The sequence below is a fragment of the Streptococcus mitis genome (genome assembly GCF_002096895.1).
Taxonomy (GTDB): domain Bacteria; phylum Bacillota; class Bacilli; order Lactobacillales; family Streptococcaceae; genus Streptococcus; species Streptococcus mitis_AH.
Genome location: NZ_NCVI01000014.1, coordinates 1 through 21,463, shown reverse-complemented (window position 1 = coordinate 21,463; position 21,463 = coordinate 1). Strand labels below are relative to the sequence as shown.

The window sequence follows — 21,463 nt, the reverse complement described above, 5'->3', positions numbered from 1 at the left end:
ATCTATTAATTAACTAAACTGTGGTACAAGTCAAGGTATGACTTGCAGGCTGTATCCCATGAGAAATCACACTCCATAGCTTGTTTTTGTAGATTTCTCCAAACATCAGGATGATTTCTATACAAGTCCAAAGCTGTTTGGAAAGTCCAATTCAACCAGTAAGGAGATAGATTGTCAAAGCTAAAGCCAGTACCGCTTCCTTCGATTGGATTAAAGGCTTTAACGGTATCTCGCAAGCCACCAACTTCATGGACCAATGGCAAGGTTCCGTAACGCATAGCCATCATCTGAGACAAGCCACATGGTTCAAAACGACTTGGCATGAGGAAGAGATCACAAGCAGCGTAGATTTCTTGAGCTAGTTTGACATCAAAAGTGATATTTGCTGATAGCTTGTCTGGATAGATTTGAGCAAACCATGAGAAAGCTCCTTCAAAGGCTGGATCTCCAGTTCCCAAAAGAACAATCTGAACATCTTCTTGCAAGATATGGTGCAGACTTTCGACCACCACATCAAAACCTTTTTGACGTGTCAAACGAGAAACAATTCCCACCAGTGGAACGTCAGATCTAACTGGCAAGCCAACTCTCTCTTGTAATTTTTCCTTGTTTTGGGCTTTTCCAGACAAATCTTCCTGATTAAAATGATAGTCTAAAAGGGCATCCGTCTGAGGATTATAAAGGTCAGCATCAATCCCATTTACGATACCAGAGACCTTACCAGACTCCATTCGAAGAATCTGATCCAAGTTACATCCAAACTGACTAGTCATAATTTCATGAGCATAGCTAGGCGAAACGGTTGAAACACGATCCGCATAGAGAATACCAGCCTTCATCCAGTTCAGACAGTTATTCCAGCGAAGGGTACCATCAGCATAACGCTCAAAGCCAACTCCAAACAAATCCCATAACATTCCTTCTGAAAATTGTCCTTGGAATTCCAAATTATGAATGGTTAAAACAGTTTTAATGCCCTCATAGGCTTGAATCCAACGGTATTTTTCCTTTAACAAGAAAGGAATCATAGCTGTATGGTAGTCATGAACATGGAGAAGGTCAGGAATAAAGTCAATTCTTTCCATAGCCTCAATGGCAGCCAGTTGGAAAAAGGCAAAGCGTTCTCCGTCATCAAAATCGCCGTAAACATGACCACGGAAGAAATAATATTGGTTGTCAATAAAGTAGAAGGTCACACCGTTTAAGACTGTTTTCTTAATTCCACAGTACTGCCTGCGCCAACCAACACTCACCTCAAAATGAAGAACATCTTCAATCTGATTTCCAAATTTAGCCTCTACCATGTCATAGTAGGGTAAAATTACTGCAACTTCATGTCCCACTTTTACCAGTGATTTAGGAAGAGCGCCAATGACGTCTCCCAAACCACCTGTTTTTGAAAAGGGTGCACCCTCAGCAGCTACAAATAAAATTTTCATGAATGAATATCCTCTGTTACTTTAGCACCTTTCTTAACGACGACTGGATGTTCTGCAGTTCCACGGATCACAACTCCATCCGAAACTTCAACACCCTTGTCCAAGATAGCATATTCTACCTGAGCACCTTCTCCAATAACAACACGAGGGAATAAGATGCTATCTTTAACCAAGCTATCCTTATGGACATGAATATTACGTGATAAAACAGAATTAGCCACTTGACCTTCAATAATACTACCAGAAGCAAACTGAGAAGTGCTTACCTTAGATGTATTAGCATAATAAGTTGGCTCTTCGTTTTTGACCTTTGTATAAATCTTTTGGTTTGGAGTAAAGAGTGAGTAGAATTTGTGTGACTCAAGCATATCTTTGTTAGCTTGGTAATAAGACTCTACAGAATGAATATTTGCCAGATAACCTGTGTACTCGTAGGCAAAAGCCCCTTCTTTTGCAGCCAAATCACGTAAAACATAGCGTAATTTCTCTGGATGTTCTTTCTTAGCTTCTTCTTCCAAGCGTTCAATCAACCAAGGGGTATCAACGACAAAGATATCTGTGGACATATTGTAAACTTCATCTGTTGACTTGTTATCAAAGAGTTTATGAGAACGAACATGGTCTGTTTCATCCACTTCCAAGATTGCATTTACTTCTGAAATATCTTTTTTAGCTAGCTTTTTATAAACTACAGTGATAGGCCCTTTTGTTGTACTATGTAGATGGAAAACTTGGTTCAAATCAATGTTAATCAGAACATCACAGTTGAGGGCAACCGTTTGGTTTGAGCCGGAACGTTTCAAATAAGTAAGAAGCTGTTGGTAGTATTCTTTTCCTACTGTACTACTTTCCACACGGGTATTGTAAATACCTAGATAGTAGTGGCTAAGAAGAGTTGACAAGCCCCACTCACGCCCAGAACGGATATGGTCGAAGACTGAGCTGATATTATCTTGTTGGAAAATACCAAAGATACTACGGACACCAGCATTAGCAAGACTTGAAAGTGGAAAGTCGATCAAGCGATATTTACCACCAAATGGCAAACTAGCTACTGGACGGTGGTCTGTCAGTGTTGACATATCATGAAAACCAACTGTGTTTCCTAAAATGGCAGAATATTTATCAATCTTCATCTGTTGCTACCCCCACTACTTCATCATATCCTACAACTTGTACTTCTTCTGTTCCATCAATTTCGACACCATCAGAAATAACTGCACCTTCACCAATAATGGCACGTTTGATTTTAGCTCCCTGACCGACAATTGCACCACTCATGATAACTGAATCTACTACTTCTGCCCCTTCGCGAACTTGCGCACCTGTTGAGAGGATAGAATGTTTAACAGTTCCATCTACGAAACAGCCATCGACGACCAAGGAATCTTCCACGTGAGCATTTGCCCCAAGGAAGTTTGGTGGTGAAATTAAGTTTCTTGAGTAAATCTTCCATTGACGGTTACGGCTATCCAAGGCATTTTCTGGAGAAATGTACTCCATGTTGGCTTCCCAAAGTGACTCAATCGTACCAACGTCTTTCCAGTAACCATTAAATTCGTAAGCATAGACACTTTCACCTGACTCAAGGTAATTTGGAATGACATTCTTACCAAAGTCTGACATATCGACATTGCTCTTTTCAGCAGCAACAAGCATATTGCGAAGACGTTGCCAATCAAAGATGTAAATACCCATAGAAGCCTTTGTAGATTTAGGTTGAGCTGGTTTTTCTTCAAATTCAACGATACGATTATTAGCATCTGTGTTCATGATACCAAAACGACTAGCTTCTTTAAGAGGGACATCTAAAACTGCTACTGTCAAGCTGGCATTATTATCCTTGTGAGACTGGAGCATATCATCATAATCCATTTTATAGATGTGATCCCCAGACAGAATCAAGACATACTCAGGATTAACACTGTCTATATAGTCAATATTTTGGTAAATAGCGTGACTAGTCCCTTCAAACCAACGATTTCCTTCACTTGCAGAGTAAGGTTGAAGAATAGAGACACCAGAATTGATACCGTCTAGTCCCCAGCTTGAACCGTTCCCGATATGGTTGTTGAGAGCAAGTGGTTGGTACTGTGTAATAACTCCAACATTGTTGATACCTGAGTTGGCACAGTTTGAAAGAGCAAAGTCAATGATACGGTAGCGCCCACCAAATTGCACAGCTGGTTTTGCAATGCTTTGAGTGAGTTTACCGAGACGAGTTCCTTGCCCACCAGCAAGAATCAAAGCTAACATTTCATTCTTCATTTTCTACTCCTTTTTGGTTTTTACTTGTGACGGTTTTAGTAGGTTTTAAGCGACGTTTGATTTTCCAAACACTTGCTCCCATAGCCGGTAGGGTAAAGGTCAGGGTCTGCTCATAATCTTTCCATAGTCCTTCTTGCGTTTGAACAGTTTGATTATGTTCTTTCCAGACGCCTCCCCACTCTTCTAACTCAGTATTCCAAACTTCTTCATAAATCCCTGCGACAGGCAGACCGATTGTAAAATCTTTTCGTTCAACAGGTGCCATATTAAAGATACAGACTAACATATCGTCCTTCTTACCCTTACGGATGAAGGAAAGAACACTCTGGTCTCGATTATCCGCATCGATGATTTCAATACCATCATAGCTAGTATCAATTTCCCACAGACAGCGGTGATCTTTGTAAAACTGGTTTAGCTGAGAAGTGAAATACTTCATCTTAGCATTCATTGGATCTTCTAGGTTAGACCATTCCAACTGTTCTTCAGATTTCCATTCTAGGAATTGCCCATATTCACTACCCATGAAGAGCAATTTCTTACCAGGGTGACAAATTTGGTAAGTGTAGAGATTACGCAAGCCTGCGAATTGATTGTAGCGATCTCCCCACATCTTGTGCATCATACTCTTCTTGCCATGAACCACTTCATCGTGTGAGAATGGTAGGAGATAATTCTCTTTGAAGACATACATAAAGCTGAAAGTCACTAGGTTAAAGTCGTATTTACGATAAATCGGATCTTCTTCGTAGAATCGGAGGATATCATTCATCCAACCCATATTCCATTTATAGTCAAATCCTAGACCATCTGAATCCTTAGTGTCAGTAATCTGAGTAGCTGATGAACTTTCCTCAGCTATCATCATAACGTCTGGATGAACTAGTTTAATCACATCATTCAAGCGTTGAAGGAAATAATAACCTTCATAGTTGAGATTGCCACCATCTTTATTAGGAGTCCATGGAGCATCATCGTAGTCAAGATAGAGCATGTTGCTAACCGCATCCACGCGAATACCATCTAAATGATAAAAATCAATCCAGAACTTAATACTAGAGATCAAGAAAGACTGGACTTCATTCTTTCCAAGGTCAAAATTAAGTGCTCCCCAACCGTAGTTATGAGCCTTATTATGGTCTTGGTATTCAAAAGTCGGTGTTCCATCATAATAAGCCAAGGCATCATCATTAATAGTAAAGTGACCAGGTACCCAGTCTACGATAACGCCTATATTGTTTAAGTGACATTCCTCAACAAAATCTTGAAACTCTTCAGGACGACCATAGGCATGCTCTAAAGCAAAGTAACCCATAAGCTGATAGCCCCAACTCAAACCTAGTGGGTGAGACATCAGGGGCATAAATTCAATGTGAGTATAATTCATCTCAACCAAGTAAGGAATGAGTTCATCTTTCAATTGAGCAAAACTATAGGGACTGCCATCAGGATTTCTCTTCCAAGAGCCAGCATGAGCCTCATAAATATTGACAGGACGCTCTTCAAAGCTCAAGCGTTTTCTACGGGCTAGCCAGAGGCCATCCTTCCATTTCTTTTTTGGAATATCTGTTAAAATAGCCCCAGTACCAGGTCGTGCCTCATATCGTACAGCCAAAGGGTCAATCTTCATCAGCTGATGACCATTTGCACGTGTGATATTGTACTTATAAATTTGGCCTTCTTGAGCAAGACTGGTAAAGACTTCCCAGACTCCAAATTCATTCCGTTCCATCGGAATTTGATTTTCAACCCAATTGGTGAAATCCCCTACTAAGTGAACAGCCTGAGCATTGGGTGCCCATACACGAAAAGTGTAGCCATACACACCATTTTTTTCTTCCCTATGAGCTCCCAGATAGTGCTGGAGGTGAAAATTTTCACCTGTCATAAAGGTTTTTAAAGCATTATTCTTATCCATACACCCTCCTGTTTCTGTAAGCGTTTTCTATAGATTTATTATACTACCTTTTTAGGGAAGATTCAAGTAAATTACGGAATTTGCAAAAAAATCTTTTGAAAGTCTTCAACAAATTCACTGATGTATTCACTTGTAAATCAAGAAATTTTCAGAAAAGCTTTGAAAACGAATCGTTTTTTAATAATACTATCACAAAGTTCGTTATTTAGCTAACAAAAATATAATTTTAAGTAAAAAAATAAATCAGGAAACGAATCTCCTGATTTTATTGTTTTTATAGTAGTTTAGCATATTTTCGGCACCACTTCCAAGTAAAGTATAACGCACTATACTTTACTTCGTTAGGAAACACTGATACTATAAACTGCACACATCCTACATAGACAGTTGCCATTATGTTTTTTAATATTCTTCAAAACTATATCTTATACAAATTATTTAATCTTTCTAACTCTAATACATTCATACATACTTCTACTCCAGTAACTCCCCCCTTACTATGAATAACCCCACAAGAAAACACAATCCTCTCCTTACTCAAAATATTTGACAACACCACTAATGATTCTAAAATATAATCCTTTATAATAATAAAACTATTATTTTTATCTTTAACAAACTCTATAAATCCAATATCCTTACACCTATCACCAAGATGAAACCTAATTGATTTCAAAAAATAATCTAAAAAAACATCACTACCCATAGAAAAGCCTTTAATTTTTTAAAAATATTCTGATATAATCATACAAAAAATAAAATTGTAACTCTATTCTACAAAACTTTAAAGACGCTGGCACTGACGCCACCAACCATGTCTTTATCACTTAAATGGCTATTGGTCACCAATAGTTCTAGATTTCCAGCATTTTCAAACTGGAAGTCTTGCCCTTTAGCATTAAATACAACCAGTAAATGTTCTTCCCCTTGAATCTCATAGACAATCCAACCACTATGTTCGTTGGCTGAATGAACAAAAACATGATGGTAAATCTCATCATAAGTTGGGTAAGAAAAGGCACTGCTTTCTGTCTTCAATCGAATCATCTGACGGATAAACGCAATACTATCTTGACGCTCATTAAGCAAGTCCCAGTTCACTTGATTCACGCTATCAGGAGCATTATAGCTATTCATAGCACGTTCTCTATCTTCATGGGTCAGCTCACCATTTTCACCAGTCGCAACCAGTTTGGTACGACCAAATTCTTGACCGATTTCCATAAAGGCCATCCCTTGCATGAGCAGATTCATGGCTGTGGCAGTTTCGACCTTGCGCATGATTTGCTCGGAATTTTGATCTGGATGAAGGGTTGCCAACAAATCGTGAAGATTGTAATTGTCATGGGCTTCCACATAGTTAAGCACTTGATTTGGATGTGTATAGGTTCCTAATTCACGACTGCCTAGGATTGCTTTGGCTAGAATTGGCTCTGTCGCAGCACCGCTGACAAAACCTGACTTGATAGCACCATAAACTTCTCCACCTTTGACAGCATCACGCTGATTGTCATTAAAGAAACCAATATTTGGCATCTGGTATGCATTGTCTTTCTTGGCCTTATCATAAGGTGCAAGACCTGTTCCCATATCCCAACCTTCTCCATAAAGGATAATGTTAGGGTCAATTTCATCCAAGCTCTGACGAATCATCTGCATGGTCTTGACATCATGAATCCCCATCAAGTCAAAACGGAAACCATCAATGTTGTATTCCTGCACCCAGTATAGAAGAGAATCAATCATATACTTGCGGAACATTTCATGTTCGCTGGCTGTTTCATTTCCAACACCCGTTCCATTCTGGAAGGTACCGTCTGGATTCATACGATAATAGTAATCAGGGACAGTTGTTTGGAAAGGTGCATCAACGACTGAGAAGGTATGGTTATAGACCACATCCATAATGACACCAATACCTGCATCGTGATAGGCTTGAACCATGGTCTTCAAATCACGAATGACCTGAGCAGGATCCTCTGGGTTGGTTGAAAGGCTCGTCTCTGGTGCGTTATAGTTTTGTGGGTCATAACCCCAGTTGTAGGTTACATTCCCATCCGCATCATATTCTTTGTGACGGTCTGCAATTGGTTGCAACTGAACATAATTGTAGCCTATCTTCTTGATGTAATCAAAAGCAGTTGCTTGACCGTACTGGTTAACCGTTCCAGTCTGAGCAGCACCCAAGAAAGTTCCTCGAAGATGTTCATCCACACCTGAGGTCGATGATTTGGTCAAATCACGAATGTGCATTTCACAAATAACTGCCTTACATGGATTTGCCAAGCGCCAAGTAGCATCAGAACCATGCTTAACCTCGAAGCTTTCAACTTGCTTTTCTTCATGGCTCAGAATAGCTGAACGTTTCCCATCAGGACTGGTCGCGATAGTATAAGGATCGCGTGTCAGTGTCTGGTGGTGAGGGAATTGGACTTGATACTGATAAGCCTTACCAGTCAAATCTTCCTCAACATCCAAACTCCAGACACCAATAGTATTGTCCTTATGATTATAGGAGTAGCTATTGCATCTTTCCATATCAAATGTTTTCCAAACAGGAGCATCGTTAGCAGCCGATTCATAAACAACTACCTGCACTTCGGTCGCTGTTGGAGCCCAGAGAGCAAAATGAGCTTGATTATCCTCTACACGGCACCCCAATTCACCTTGGTAACCCCAATGATGGTCAAAACTAGCACTATTAATGGCCTTGTCAAAGGCAAAAGGATTTTGATTTTTATAGAAAGGACTGGCAATAGCAGGATTTTCAGAATAATAAATCCTATCATCTCCTTCCAAAATCCAGACCTCTGTTAAAAGAGGATAGTGATTAAAACGGATAGCATATTCTTTACTGGTTTGGCCTGTGTGAACAACAAAATTCAAGCTTTCTAAGGCATGGGAACTTGGGTGTTCAAAACTAAATAAAGCGCCAAAATAATCTTCTTTATAGGTTAACAAATCAATCCGTTGATCCTGACTTTTTACAAAAGAGCAAGTATCGTATTCTCCATTCTTGCGATGGTAATGAATGCGCATAGGGTAGTTATACATTGTTTATTTTTCCTTTTAATTCTTATTTTCTTTCTATTTCATTAATAAATTCTTGACCGATTTTGTCACGACTAACAAACATAGTAATATTATCTAAACTCTGATTTTAAACGATTATCACAAGCTTTCTAGCCATGCTTCGTCTCGAACTTCGATGCCAAGTTCTTGTGCTTTTTGAAGTTTACTTCCAGCATCTGCTCCTGCAACAACAAGGTCGGTCTTTTTAGAAACACTACCTGTTACCTTAGCCCCTAGACTTTCGAGTTTACTTTTAGCTTCTGAGCGCTTGAGACGTTCCAATTTTCCTGTCAATACAACGGTCAAACCTGACAAGGCTGCATCTGCTACTACAGTCTGACCTTTATAGTCCAGATTGACCCCAGCTTCTCTCAATTCTCTGAGGAGAATTTCAGAGCCTTCTGTCGCAAAATAAGTCTGAAGACTTTTGGCAATCACACCACCCAGACTTTCAATACTAGCCACTTCCTCTGGATCTGCCTGAGCCAGATTTTCAATTGAATGGAAATGTTGAAGTAAGAGCTGACTGGCCTTGTTTCCTACATGGCGAATTCCCAGACCAAACAATAGTTTCTCAGCTGAGTTTTCCTTAGATGCTTGGATGGCCTGATACAGTTTAGAAGCAGACTTTTCCTTAACCCCCTCTAAAAGGAGGAAATCTTCTTCTTTCAAACGATAAATATCCGCTACATCCTTGACTAAATTAGCAACAAAGAGCTTCTCAACAATAGATGGACCAAGTCCTGTAATATTCATAGCATCACGAGAAGCAAAGTGGATCAAACCTTCCATGATTTGAGCAGGGCAACGCGGATTGATACAACGGAGAGCCACTTCATCTTCAAAGTGCAACAAATCAGAGTCACAACTTGGACAGTTTGTAGGGATATCCAGTTTTTCTTCAGAAACCCGTTTTGACTCTACCACACGTAAAACAGCAGGGATGATATCTCCAGCCTTATAAACGATAACCGTATCGTCTTTGCGAATATCTTTTTCAGCAATATAGTCTACGTTGTGTAGGGTCGCACGGCTAACAGTCGTACCAGCTAGTTGTACTGGTGTTAGATTGGCAGTTGGAGTCACAACACCAGTACGACCAACTGTCCAATCAACTGATAAGAGTTTAGCTTCTTTTTCTTCTGCAGGAAACTTGTAGGCTACCGCCCACTTTGGAGCCTTGACGGTAAAACCGAGTTCTTCTTGGTTTGCTAAGTCATTGACCTTGATCACCACCCCATCGATATCATAGGGAAGACTGTCTCGTTCCTGCCCTACTTCTTGGATAAAATTCCAGATTTCATCTATATTTTCAGCCAAGATTCGCTTAGGATTGACCACAAAACCAAGCTGTTCTAGGTGCTTCAAAACCTTTTCTTGGCTATCACGAGTTGAAGAGCTGGCTTCTTGATAGAGAAACGTTGCAAGATTGCGCTTGGCAACTACTGCTGTATCCAACTGTCGCAGGGTGCCTGCTGCCGCATTACGAGGATTAGCAAATTCGGGCTCTCCATTTTCTTGACGAGCTTGGTTGACCTGGTCAAAAGAAGCGCGTGGCATGTAACATTCCCCACGAACTGTGATATCTATTTCTTCTGGCAAGGTCAAAGGAATGTCCTTAACACGCTTGAGATTTTCTGTGATATTCTCCCCAATAGAACCATCACCACGTGTTGCCCCAGCAACCAAAATCCCCTTTTCATAAGTAAGCGAGATAGACAAGCCATCGATTTTCAGCTCACAAATATAGGTCGGATGAGCCACTTCCTTACGAACACGCGCATCAAAAGCTTCAAGCTCCTCACGTGAAAAAGCATCCTGCAAACTATAAAGAGGATACTGATGACTGTATTTTTCAAAACCATCTAAAATCTTGCCACCAACACGATGAGTAGGACTGTCTGCTAGCACTTGATCTGGATAGGCAGTTTCTAACTCGACCAACTCACGATAAAGACGGTCATACTCACTGTCTGAAACCGATGGATTATCGCTGGTATAGTACTCAGTCGCATAGCGATTGAGCAAGGCGACTAACTCATTCATTCTTTTATTCATAAAACCATTTTACCATAAAACAAGCCCTCCTCACAAACGAGAAGAGCGGAAAAAATACTTAGATTGGAATTATTTTTAAAACTCAAGCAGCTTTATATCAATTTTTCAAAATGAGTTCGAACATAAATAAACGATATACAAGACAAGATGATAACACCACTTCCAATTATCAGGAAAGAAGAGAGATGTACACTTGGCAAGACTGTCATAAATCCTTTTGCAATAGGCATAAATAGAATAGCTAAGGTAAAAATTGTACTCAGTACCCTCCCAAGAAATTCGCTCTCAACCTTGGTTTGTACTCGAGTAAAAAAGTGAATATTGAAAATCGTCATAAATAGTTCACAAATGAAATTTCCTGAAAAAGCAAGATAGGAGGGGAGGGGGAAACCCATTATCATCACTCCAAGTCCAGTCAGAGCCAATAAAAACAGAAGCATTTCCATACTAGCTTTAATCTTACTAGCTAACAGCGCCCCAACAATAGAACCGATAGCACCCATAGTTAAAATAGTGGCATAGGCACCTTGAACTCCATAGAGCTGATTTGAAAAGGGGATGAGGTAATTAAAGGCTGCGAAGAAAAAATTGACACTTGAAGCCATGACTAACAAAAAGAAGATTTCCTTTTGCTTCAAAATATAGTGAACTCCCTCCTTGATATCAGCACAAATAACTTTGAATGTGAGTTTCTTCTCACCCATAGTCTTCTCTTCTTTCTTTGGAAGCAAGGCTACCAAGCCAAAAGCAAGAAAAAAACTAAGGGCATCTAATACCAAGGTAATGCGAAGACTTGCAAATTGTAAAACCAGAAAAGAGAGTACAGGAGAACTCACACTGACAACCTGCAAGACCAACTCCAAACGAGAATTGTAGAGGACCAGTTCATCCTTCTCTACCAATTCTGTGATAATGGCCTTATTTGCAGGTCTAGAAAAGGCAAAAGCAATAGCCTGAACAATGTTGGCAAAAATCAAAGCTCCAATCATCCAACTATCATTCCTTATGAAAGAAATAGCCAGGCAAAGAATTCCACAAACAAGGTCTGTCGCCATTAAAATCTTACGACGAGAAAAACGGTCTGAAATGACTCCACCAAAGGGATTTACGAGAATAGATGTGACGAGTTCAGAAATCTGATACATTCCTAAAACAGTCTGCCCGATAGTCCCCATGGACGCCAACCAGACACTATTTCCATAATCATAGAGCATATTCCCTATCTTGTTTACAGCTCCACGGCTAATCAACTGTACTGCATAGCGATTCATATAAAAACTCGTCTCAAATTTTGAAACTATTGTATCAAAACCGAAAGGAGCTTTTTTCTTTTTCCCTTATTTGGGAAAATTAATCTTTGACAAATTTTTCGTAGTGTTCCTGATAGTAGGCAACTTGCTCTGGAAGACCTAGCACGTCAAAAATATGCATGGCCTCTTGCATCTGCTTACAACCTTCTTTACACTTTCCTTTTTGGTACAAGGCAAAACCTTTTAAGTAATGTAAAATATTTCGTTCATACAGACTAATGTTTTTACCAATGATCTTCTCTGTATAAATTTCAAAATAGCTTGCATTGTCAAAAGAGAGATACTCTAAACAATGCTGGTAACAATTGAGGGCCAAAATCAACACTAATCTCTTATGGCGACCAATCTCTTGATAAAATTCTTCCCTCTCCATGACTTCTCTTCCAATTCGAGTGACATAGTCCACATCGTAGAAACTATAGAGGTTCCCGAAAAGAATCAATTCATACATGGTCCATTCTTCTGTTTTGAAAAGATAATCTGCTACCTTATCCAAATCATCCTGCTCCATATGGTAAGTCGCATCTCTTTGACAAATCAAACCTTGTAGCAAAATCCAGTTCAGCTCAAAATAGAGGGAATTTGTCGAACTCTTAGCCTTTTCAAGTTGTTCTCTTTGAAGCTTTTGAAAACCTGAAATATCATTTGAATAGTAAAGGGGAATAATTTGTCCCATCATGGCAACATGTTCATGATTATGGAAATCCCTAGCCTTATCCATGAAATTTTCGATTGTGACATGAATGTTATCCAAAATCTCAAAGAAACGTGAAACTGCTATATCAGACTCCCCAAGCTCAAATCGAGATAACTGGGAGGTTGAACAGGACTCCCCTGCCGCCTCCTTTAAAGAATAATTTCTACTTGTTCGAAATTCACGAAATACTTTTCCAAGATGTTCCATCTTTACACCTGCTCTGATAATTCTTCCCATTCAAGCATGGCTTCTTCCTGACGGTGGCTGATTTTGTCCAGCTCAGCCTGCAATTCCATGAGTTTACCTGCATCGTTTGTTTCCAACATTTGTTCAGAAATGGCTTGGCTTTGACTTTCTAACTCTTCTATTTCAGCTTCTAGATTTTCAATTTGTCGCATGAGTTTGCGAACCTCTTTTTGACTTTCTTTCTGGGCTTGGTAGTCATTGACTGGACTTGCTTCTTTTACTTGATTGCTAGTTGAAGCTTCCAAAGCCTGAGTCATTTCTACTTCTGCTTTCTTCTCAACATAGTAGTCGTAGTCTCCAAGGTAGAGAGTCGAGCCATTCTCAGACAATTCCAAAACATGAGTTGCCACACGATTGATAAAGTAACGGTCATGGCTGACGAATAGAAGAGTTCCATCAAAGTCAATCAGGGCATTTTCCAACACTTCCTTGCTATCAATATCCAAGTGGTTGGTCGGCTCATCCAGAATCAAGAAGTTGTTGTTTTCCATAGACAATTTAGCCAAAAGCAAACGAGCTTTCTCGCCCCCAGACAACATGCCGACTGATTTTTTAACATCATCTCCTGAGAAAAGGAAGGAACCAAGACGATTACGAATTTCAACTTCTGGCGTCAGCTTAAAATCATTCCAGAGTTCATCCAGTACAGTATTACTTGGTGTCAACTTGCTTTGGGTTTGGTCATAGTAACCGACCTCAACATTGGCACCAAAGCGCTTTTCACCCTTGATAAAAGGAATCTGCTCCACAATAGATTTGATAAAGGTTGACTTTCCAATGCCGTTTGGTCCAACAATAGCAACAGCATTCATTTTACGAAGGTCTAGGTTGATAGGCTCTGACAGTACTTCCCCGTCATAGCCAATAGCCGCATTTTCAACAGTCAAGACAACATTACCAGAGCTTTTTTCCGACTGGAAGGTCATATTGGCTGCTTTCTTGCCAGCTTGAGGCTTGTCCAAACGTTCCATTTTTTCTAGTTGTTTACGACGAGATTGGGCACGTTTGGTCGTCGAAGCACGAACTAGATTGCGGTTAACAAAGTCTTCCAGAGCAGCAATCTCCTTCTGTTGCTTTTCATAATTTTTTGCCTCAGTAGCTAGCTTTTGCTCCTTCAACTCAACAAAACGAGAGTAGTTACCCACATAGCGATCCAAGGAATGCTTGGTCAAATCCAGCGTAATCGTCGCAACCTTGTCCAAGAAATAACGGTCGTGGCTGACGATAATGAGGGCACCACTATAGTTTACCAAGTAATTCTCTAGCCAGGCAATCGTTTCAATATCCAAGTGGTTGGTTGGCTCGTCCAAGACCAAGAGATTTGGCTTTTCAAGAAGCATTTTGGCAAGTGCCAAACGAGTATTTTGACCACCAGAAAGCTCGGCTATTTTCATCTGCCACATAGACTCGTCAAACTTGAATCCATTTAAAATCGCTCGTATATCAGCTTCATAGGTAAAGCCACCTGCTTGGCGAAAATTCTCAGATAAGCGGTCGTAATCTGACATCAGTTTATCCAAATCATCACCAGACTTTTCACCCATCTCCAACTCCATCTGACGAAGTTGTTTCTCCGTCCGACGTAAGTCATCAAAGACATGAAGCATCTCATCGTAGATGGTATTTTCAGACTCAAAACGGCTATCTTGGGCTAGGTAAGACAGAGAAATATCTTTTTTCTTATTGATTTCTCCGCTAGTTGGCTCCTCTTCTCCAACTAAAATCTTCAAAAGAGTAGACTTACCTGCACCATTTTTCCCAACAAGGGCTATCCGATCACGTTCGTCAACTTGTAGGTTAATATTATCAAAAAGAACCTCTCCTGCAAAAGAACGTTCAATTTTATTAGCTTGTAAAATAATCATACAAGTAGTATAGCATGTTTCCCTAAGGCATTCAAGACTTGATAAACCAGCATATGACACCACTTTTCTGAAAATTATGCTACCGTTTTACTAAAACGCTAAAAAGTGCTATAATGTGAACGGTTAAAACAATTTACAAAAAGGAGAATTTCAATGTCTTACCAAGAAAATTACCAGAAATGGGTTGATTTTGCGGAGCTTCCTGACTACCTTCGTCAAGATTTGGAAAATATGGACGAAAAAACAAAGGAAGATGCCTTCTATACAAATCTTGAATTTGGTACTGCAGGTATGCGTGGTTTGATTGGAGCTGGTACAAACCGCATCAACATCTACGTTGTTCGCCAAGCAACTGAAGGATTGGCTCGTTTGATTGAGTCAAAAGGTGGAAATGAAAAAGAACGTGGTGTGGCAATTGCTTACGATAGCCGTCACTTCTCACCTGAGTTTGCCTTTGAATCTGCAGCAGTTCTTGCTAAACATGGCATCAAATCTTACGTATTTGAAAGCCTTCGTCCAACTCCAGAACTATCATTTGCAGTTCGTCACCTCAACTGTTTCGCAGGTATCATGGTTACAGCTAGTCATAACCCTGCACCATTTAACGGTTACAAGGTTTACGGTGAAGACGGTGGACAAATGCCTCCACACGACGCGGACGCTTTGACTACTTATATCCGTGCAATCGAAAATCCATTTGCAGTTGAAGTTGCTGATGTGGAAGCTGAAAAAGCTTCTGGCTTGATTGAAGTTATCGGCGAAGCTGTTGACGTAGAATACCTTAAAGAGGTTAAAGACGTAAACATCAACCCAGCCTTGATTGAAGAATTTGGTAAAGACATGAAAATTGTCTACACACCACTTCATGGTACTGGTGAAATGTTGGCTCGTCGTGCTCTTGCCCAAGCAGGATTTGACTCTGTTCAAGTCGTTGAAAAACAAGCAACTGCTGATCCAGACTTCTCAACTGTAAAATCTCCAAACCCAGAAAGCCAAGCAGCCTTTGCCCTTGCTGAAGAACTTGGTCGTCAAGTTGGTGCAGATGTTCTTGTGGCAACTGACCCAGATGCTGACCGTGTTGGTGTTGAAGTTCTTCAAAAAGATGGTAGCTATCTCAACCTTTCAGGTAACCAAATCGGTGCTATCATGGCTAAATACATCTTGGAAGCCCACAAAAATGCTGGAACTCTTCCTGAAAATGCAGCCCTTTGCAAATCTATCGTATCAACTGACTTGGTAACGAAAATTGCTGAAAGCTACGGCGCAACCATGTTCAACGTTTTGACAGGTTTCAAATTTATCGCTGAAAAAATCCAAGAATTCGAAGAAAAACACAATCACACTTACATGATGGGGTTTGAAGAAAGCTTCGGTTATTTGATTAAACCATTCGTACGTGATAAAGACGCTATCCAAGCTGTTCTAGTCGTTGCTGAACTTGCTGCCTACTATCGTTCACGTGGTTTGACACTTGCAGACGGTATCGAAGAAATCTACAAAGAGTACGGCTATTACGCTGAAAAGACTATCTCTGTTACTCTTTCTGGTGTTGATGGTGCTGAACAAATCAAAGAGATTATGGCTAAATTCCGTAACAATGCTCCAAAAGAATGGAATGCAACAGCTATCACTGTCGTAGAAGACTTCAAGGCACAAACTTCTACTGCTGCTGACGGTACCGTTTCAAACTTAACAACTCCTCCAAGTGATGTTTTGAAATACACACTTGCTGACGGTTCATGGATTGCTGTTCGCCCTTCAGGTACAGAACCAAAAATCAAATTCTACATTGCAGTTGTAGGTGAAACAAACGAAAAATCACAAGCTAAGATTGCTAACATCGAAGCAGAAATCAATGCTTTTGTAAAATAAAGCCCTATAAAAGATGAGACCAGCCAATCTCATCTTTTTTCGTATCAAATCTAAGCAATTTTAGAAACTTTATGGCATACTAGACTTATCAATGAAAGCGAGGTAATCTCATGGAACAATTTTTAGATAATATCAAAGACCTTGAAGTCACTACAGTTGCGCGTGCGCAAGAAGCTCTTGATAAAAAAGAAACTGCAACCTTCTTTATTGGTCGTAAAACTTGCCCTTACTGCCGTAAATTTGCTGGCACATTGGCAGGTGTCGTAGCTGAAACTAAAGCTCACATCTACTTCATCAACAGTGAAGAACCAAGCCAACTCAATGAGTTGCAAGTATTCCGCTCACGCTACGGAATCCCAACTGTACCAGGCTTCGTTCATATTGCAGATGGACAAATCAATGTCCGTTGCGACTCTTCAATGTCAGCACAAGAAATCAAAGATTTCGCAGGATTGTAAAAGATATAAAAAAGAAGGCACTCGCCTTCTTTTTTATATCTCTGTTAACGGTGTTGCAGTATCTGGTGAGGTATCATAAACTTTAAAGTCTACTCCGACTCCCAGATCAGCTTGCGCCAGCTGATTGACCATGGTCATATGTGCCAGTTCCTTGATATTGTTCTCCTTAGATAAATGCCCAAGGTAGATTTTCTTAGTGCGGTTTCCCAAGGTACGAATCATAGCTTCAGCACCGTCCTCGTTAGAAAGGTGACCCAGATCCGATAGGATTCGTTGTTTGAGTCGCCAAGCGTAAGAACCTGCTCGTAAAATCTCTACATCATGGTTGGACTCAATAAGATAACCATCTGCATTTTCGACAATCCCTGCCAGACGGTCACTAACATAACCTGTATCTGTCAAAAGGACAAAACTCTTATCATCCTTCATAAAGCGATAGAACTGCGGTGCGACTGCATCATGGCTCACACCAAAACTCTCGATGTCGATATCTCCAAAGGTTTTAGTTTTGCCCATTTCAAAGATATGCTTTTGTGAAGAATCTACCTTGCCAAGATACTTGCTATTTTCCATAGCCTGCCAGGTTTTTTCATTGGCATAAAGATCCATACCATACTTGCGAGCCAAAACACCTACTCCATGAATATGGTCTGAATGCTCATGCGTAATCAAGATAGCATCCAAGTCTTCTGGCTTGCGATTGATTTCAGCAAGTAAGCTAGTGATTTTCTTACCAGACAAGCCTGCATCCACTAAAAGTTTCTTTTTTGGGGTTTCCAGATAAAAGGAATTTCCACTGGAACCCGACGCTAAAATACTGTATTTAAAGCCTATTTCACTCATTCTATTCTTCTACTTCGTCCTCCCAGACTTCTTCTTTCACTGCATCCTTATCATAAGGGAGCACAATGGTAAAGGTTGATCCCTTACCATATTCACTCTTGGCCCAAATAAAGCCCTTATGTTGTTTGATAATCTCTTTAGCGATAGCTAGTCCTAAACCAGTACCACCTTGGGCACGACTTCTAGCACGATCCACACGATAAAAACGGTCAAAGATTCGTGGTAAATCTTGCTTTGGTATCCCCAATCCTTGGTCTGAAATGGATAAAATCATCTGATCATCAGTTGTCTTCATGGTCACTGTGATTTTCCCACCGTCTGGAGAATACTTGATGGCATTGTTGAGAATGTTATCAATCACCTGTGTCATCTTGTCTGTATCAATTTCAATCCAGACTGAGGTAATGGGGTAATCTCTCACCAGTTCATATTTCTTCTCTTCATCCTGCCCTCTTATCTGATCAAAACGGTTGAGGATAAAGGTAATAAAAGCAGTAAAGTTAATCAGTTCCACATCTAGATGAGTGGTTGCATTATCAATACGTGAAAGATGGAGAAGATCTGTCACCATCCGCATCATACGGTTGGTTTCATCTAGAGATACCTTGATAAAGTCTGGTGCGACAGGTTCTGACAAGGCCCCCTCATCCAAAGCTTCAAGATAGGATTTTACACTAGTCAGAGGCGTCCTCAACTCATGACTAACGTTCGAAACAAAGAGTCTCCGTTCGCGCTCCTCCTTCTCCTGCTCCGTCGTATCGTGTAAAACAGCAACCAAACCAGAAATAAAGCCAGACTCACGACGAACCAAGGCAAAACGTACACGAAGGCTCAGATATTCACCATTGTCATCCTGAGAATCAATCATAAGCTCAGGAACTTGGGTAATCAAATCACGAAGTTCATACTCATCTTCAATCTTAAGCAATTCTAGAATACTTTTATTGAGAACCTCTTCTTTCTGAACACCTAGCTGTTTCTTAGCCATGTCATTAATCATAGTAATCTTGCCACGACGATTGGTCGCAAGAACTCCGTCTGTCATGTATGAGAGGATACTATTCAATCGTTTACTCTCTTGTTCCAGATTTTCTTGAGTCAAGCGAATTACTTCTGATAAATCATTGAGATTATTGGTAATATTAGTGATCTCAGAGCTTCCCTGCATATCCAATACCTGAGAATAATCTCCTGCAATCAAGTCTTTAACTTTTTGATTAATTTGCTTCAACCGAATATTATCTCGCCTATTTTCTAGCAAAAGCAAGGTAACAATCAAGATAAAACCCAATAAAATTAAAATGAAGATAAAATCACTAGTAAGAATATTTTTTCTAATCAATTCAATCATTATTTCTCATATAATAACCAACACCACGACGTGTTAGGATATACTCTGGACGACTAGGTGTATCTTCAATCTTCTCACGCAAACGTCTGATAGTTACGTCAACAGTCCGAACATCTCCGAAATAATCATAACCCCAGACCGTTTCAAGCAAGTGTTCACGTGTAATCACTTGACCAATATGAGAAGCCAAGTGGTACAAGAGCTCAAATTCACGGTGGGTCAAGTCTAGTTCTTCACCGTATTTTTTAGCTACATAAGCATCTGGCACAATCTCCAAGTCCCCAATTTGCAAGGGTTGGGTTTTCTTTTCATCTGACTCTTGATTATCTACAGAAGCCAAGTCCGTGCGACGAAGAAGAGCTTTGACACGCGCCTGCAACTCACGATTTGAGAAGGGTTTTGTCACATAGTCATCCGCCCCAAGCTCTAAACCGATAACCTTATCAAATTCGCTATCTTTAGCCGAAAGCATGATAATAGGCACACTACTAGTCTTGCGAATGGTCTTAGCAACTTCTAAACCATCGATTTCTGGAAGCATCAAATCCAGAATAATAATATCTGGTTGCTCTGCTTCATATTGCTCTAGCGCTTCACGACCGTTAAAAGCAGTTACAACCTCGTAACCTTCCTTGGTCATGTTAAACTTGATAATATCCGAGATTGGTTTTTCATCATCTACAATTAATATTTTTTTCATTTGTTCACCTTTTTCTCTACTATTATACCAAAAAAATAACAAGAAGACACAATAGCTAGTCTTTGCTACTGTCTAAGTTGGCTTGTGCATAAGCCTGCCAGATTTTTTGTTGGGGTTTGGCAAGTGGAACATCCTTAAACTCTTCTGGTGAAAGCCAGCGAACTTCCCTATCTGAAAAGTCATAGTAGTCACTTACCTGGCCTGCTACAATTTGAACATGCCACTTGCGATGACTAAAGACATGCTTGACAGTCTCAAAACAAACATCAAGCCAATCAACATCTAAGTCATAGTCCTGCTGAAAACTCTCCTCTGGACTGGGACCAAAGTTCACACTTTCTTCTGCAACCTGATGAAAGAGGTCAAACTGCTCTTCTTGCGAAAAGTTATCAACTTCTATCAAGGGGAAATGCCAAAAACCTGCCAATAGCTTTTCACTTTCATTTTTTTCAAGTAAAAACTGTCCTTGAGTATTTTTGACCACCAAGGCTTTAAGATAAATTGGAACAGGCTTTTTCTTGGGAGCCTTGATTGGATAACGGTCCATTGTACCATTCTGATATGCCGCACTAAAGTCCTTAACTGGGCTTTCTTCTGGTCTGGGATTTACTGGCGCCTCAATATCTGAGCCTAAGTCCATCAAAGCTTGATTAAAGTCACCAGGTCTTTCTGGGTCAATCAGGATTTCCATCATTGCCTGAAAAATTTTTCGATTACTTGAAATCCCAATATCGTGGTTGACTTCAAATAGACGCGCCAAAACACGCATGACATTACCATCTACAGCTGGCTCAGGCAAGTTAAAAGCAATACTGGAAATGGCTCCTGCTGTATAAGGACCAATCCCTTTCAAGCTGGAAATTCCTTCATAGGTATTTGGAAATTGACCACCAACGTCAGTCATAATCTGCTGGGCTGCAGCCTGCATATTACGAACTCGAGAATAATAACCCAAACCTTCCCAAGCCTTTAACAAACGCTCTTCGGGAGCTGTTGACAAACTTTCCACTGTTGGAAACCAGTCCAAGAATCGTTCATAATAAGGAATCACCGTATCCACCCTGGTTTGCTGGAGCATAATTTCAGACACCCAGATATGATAAGGATTTTTACTTCTCCTCCAAGGTAAATCTCTTTTGTTTTCATCATACCAGGCAAGAAGTTTCTCACGGAAAGAAACAATCTTCTCATCCGGCCACATGACGATACCGTATTCTTTCAAATCTAACATATCTCTAGTATAACACAGAAGACTCTAACTGTCCTTTTCCTAGTATTAATACTCTTCGAAAATCAAATTCAAACCACGTCAACGTCGCCTTGCCGTACTCAAGTACAGCCTGCGGCTAGTTTCCTAGTTTGCTCT

The 21,463-nt window shown here is 40.2% G+C and carries 16 protein-coding genes; 2 read left to right on the top strand and 14 right to left on the bottom strand.

Features of this window, described 5'->3' with window-relative positions:
- Positions 1-5 precede the first annotated feature (5 nt).
- The 10 genes from glgA to B7697_RS00565 form a co-directional block, all read right to left on the bottom strand.
- Positions 6-1,439 (bottom strand): glycogen synthase GlgA, encoded by a 1,434-nt coding sequence (gene glgA / locus B7697_RS00610; RefSeq protein WP_084949810.1) that lies wholly within the window; start codon positions 1,437-1,439, stop codon positions 6-8.
- Complete coding sequence (glgD, locus tag B7697_RS00605; RefSeq protein ID WP_084949808.1) at positions 1,436-2,575, bottom strand: glucose-1-phosphate adenylyltransferase subunit GlgD; 1,140 nt, start codon at positions 2,573-2,575, stop codon at positions 1,436-1,438. The genes glgA and glgD overlap by 4 nt, the downstream gene beginning before the upstream one ends.
- Positions 2,565-3,707, bottom strand: coding sequence for a glucose-1-phosphate adenylyltransferase (locus tag B7697_RS00600; RefSeq protein WP_020902830.1), 1,143 nt, complete (start codon positions 3,705-3,707; stop codon positions 2,565-2,567). Before B7697_RS00600 ends, glgD begins: the two co-directional genes overlap by 11 nt.
- The gene (gene glgB, locus B7697_RS00595) at positions 3,697-5,625 is read right to left on the bottom strand and encodes a 1,4-alpha-glucan branching protein GlgB (protein WP_084947053.1); all 1,929 of its coding nucleotides are present in this window, start codon (positions 5,623-5,625) and stop codon (positions 3,697-3,699) included. The genes B7697_RS00600 and glgB overlap by 11 nt, the downstream gene beginning before the upstream one ends.
- Positions 5,626-6,043: 418 nt before the next feature.
- Positions 6,044-6,331: a hypothetical protein gene (locus B7697_RS00590; RefSeq protein WP_192851450.1), complete on the bottom strand. Its 288-nt coding sequence runs from the start codon at positions 6,329-6,331 to the stop codon at positions 6,044-6,046.
- 68 nt (positions 6,332-6,399) lie between these two features.
- Complete coding sequence (gene pulA / locus B7697_RS00585) at positions 6,400-8,679, bottom strand: type I pullulanase (RefSeq protein ID WP_084949804.1); 2,280 nt, start codon at positions 8,677-8,679, stop codon at positions 6,400-6,402.
- A gap of 117 nt (positions 8,680-8,796) precedes the next feature.
- Complete coding sequence (gene ligA, locus B7697_RS00580) at positions 8,797-10,755, bottom strand: NAD-dependent DNA ligase LigA (protein WP_084949802.1); 1,959 nt, start codon at positions 10,753-10,755, stop codon at positions 8,797-8,799.
- A 92-nt stretch (positions 10,756-10,847) separates the two neighbouring features.
- Positions 10,848-12,026, bottom strand: a complete 1,179-nt coding sequence (locus B7697_RS00575) for an MFS transporter (RefSeq protein ID WP_084949800.1) — start codon at positions 12,024-12,026, stop codon at positions 10,848-10,850.
- 79 nt (positions 12,027-12,105) lie between these two features.
- Positions 12,106-12,969 carry an XRE/MutR family transcriptional regulator gene (locus tag B7697_RS00570; protein WP_084949798.1) on the bottom strand — a complete coding sequence of 288 codons (864 nt, stop codon included), beginning with the start codon at positions 12,967-12,969 and terminating at the stop codon, positions 12,106-12,108.
- Positions 12,970-12,971: 2 nt separating this feature from the next.
- Positions 12,972-14,873 carry an ABC transporter ATP-binding protein gene (locus B7697_RS00565; protein WP_084949796.1) on the bottom strand — a complete coding sequence of 634 codons (1,902 nt, stop codon included), beginning with the start codon at positions 14,871-14,873 and terminating at the stop codon, positions 12,972-12,974.
- Positions 14,874-15,026: 153 nt separating this feature from the next.
- On the opposite strand from B7697_RS00565, the gene B7697_RS00560 reads away from it, so the two are divergent.
- A complete protein-coding gene (locus tag B7697_RS00560) occupies positions 15,027-16,745 on the top strand; it encodes a phospho-sugar mutase (protein WP_084949794.1) in 1,719 nt (572 codons plus the stop codon).
- 110 nt (positions 16,746-16,855) lie between these two features.
- Complete coding sequence (locus B7697_RS00555; protein ID WP_084949792.1) at positions 16,856-17,203, top strand: DUF6568 family protein; 348 nt, start codon at positions 16,856-16,858, stop codon at positions 17,201-17,203.
- Positions 17,204-17,236: 33 nt separating this feature from the next.
- Here the strand turns inward: B7697_RS00555 and B7697_RS00550 are convergent, their stop codons facing one another.
- The 4 genes from B7697_RS00550 to mutY are packed head-to-tail and all read right to left on the bottom strand — an operon-like array spanning position 17,237 to position 21,328.
- A complete protein-coding gene (locus B7697_RS00550; protein WP_049510741.1) occupies positions 17,237-18,046 on the bottom strand; it encodes an MBL fold metallo-hydrolase in 810 nt (269 codons plus the stop codon).
- 1 nt (position 18,047) lies between these two features.
- A complete protein-coding gene (gene vicK / locus B7697_RS00545) occupies positions 18,048-19,397 on the bottom strand; it encodes a cell wall metabolism sensor histidine kinase VicK (protein ID WP_084949790.1) in 1,350 nt (449 codons plus the stop codon).
- Positions 19,390-20,097 carry a response regulator YycF gene (yycF, locus tag B7697_RS00540; protein ID WP_033685152.1) on the bottom strand — a complete coding sequence of 236 codons (708 nt, stop codon included), beginning with the start codon at positions 20,095-20,097 and terminating at the stop codon, positions 19,390-19,392. Before yycF ends, vicK begins: the two co-directional genes overlap by 8 nt.
- Before the next feature lie 55 nt (positions 20,098-20,152).
- A complete protein-coding gene (mutY, locus tag B7697_RS00535; RefSeq protein WP_084949789.1) occupies positions 20,153-21,328 on the bottom strand; it encodes an A/G-specific adenine glycosylase in 1,176 nt (391 codons plus the stop codon).
- Positions 21,329-21,463: the final 135 nt, after the last annotated feature.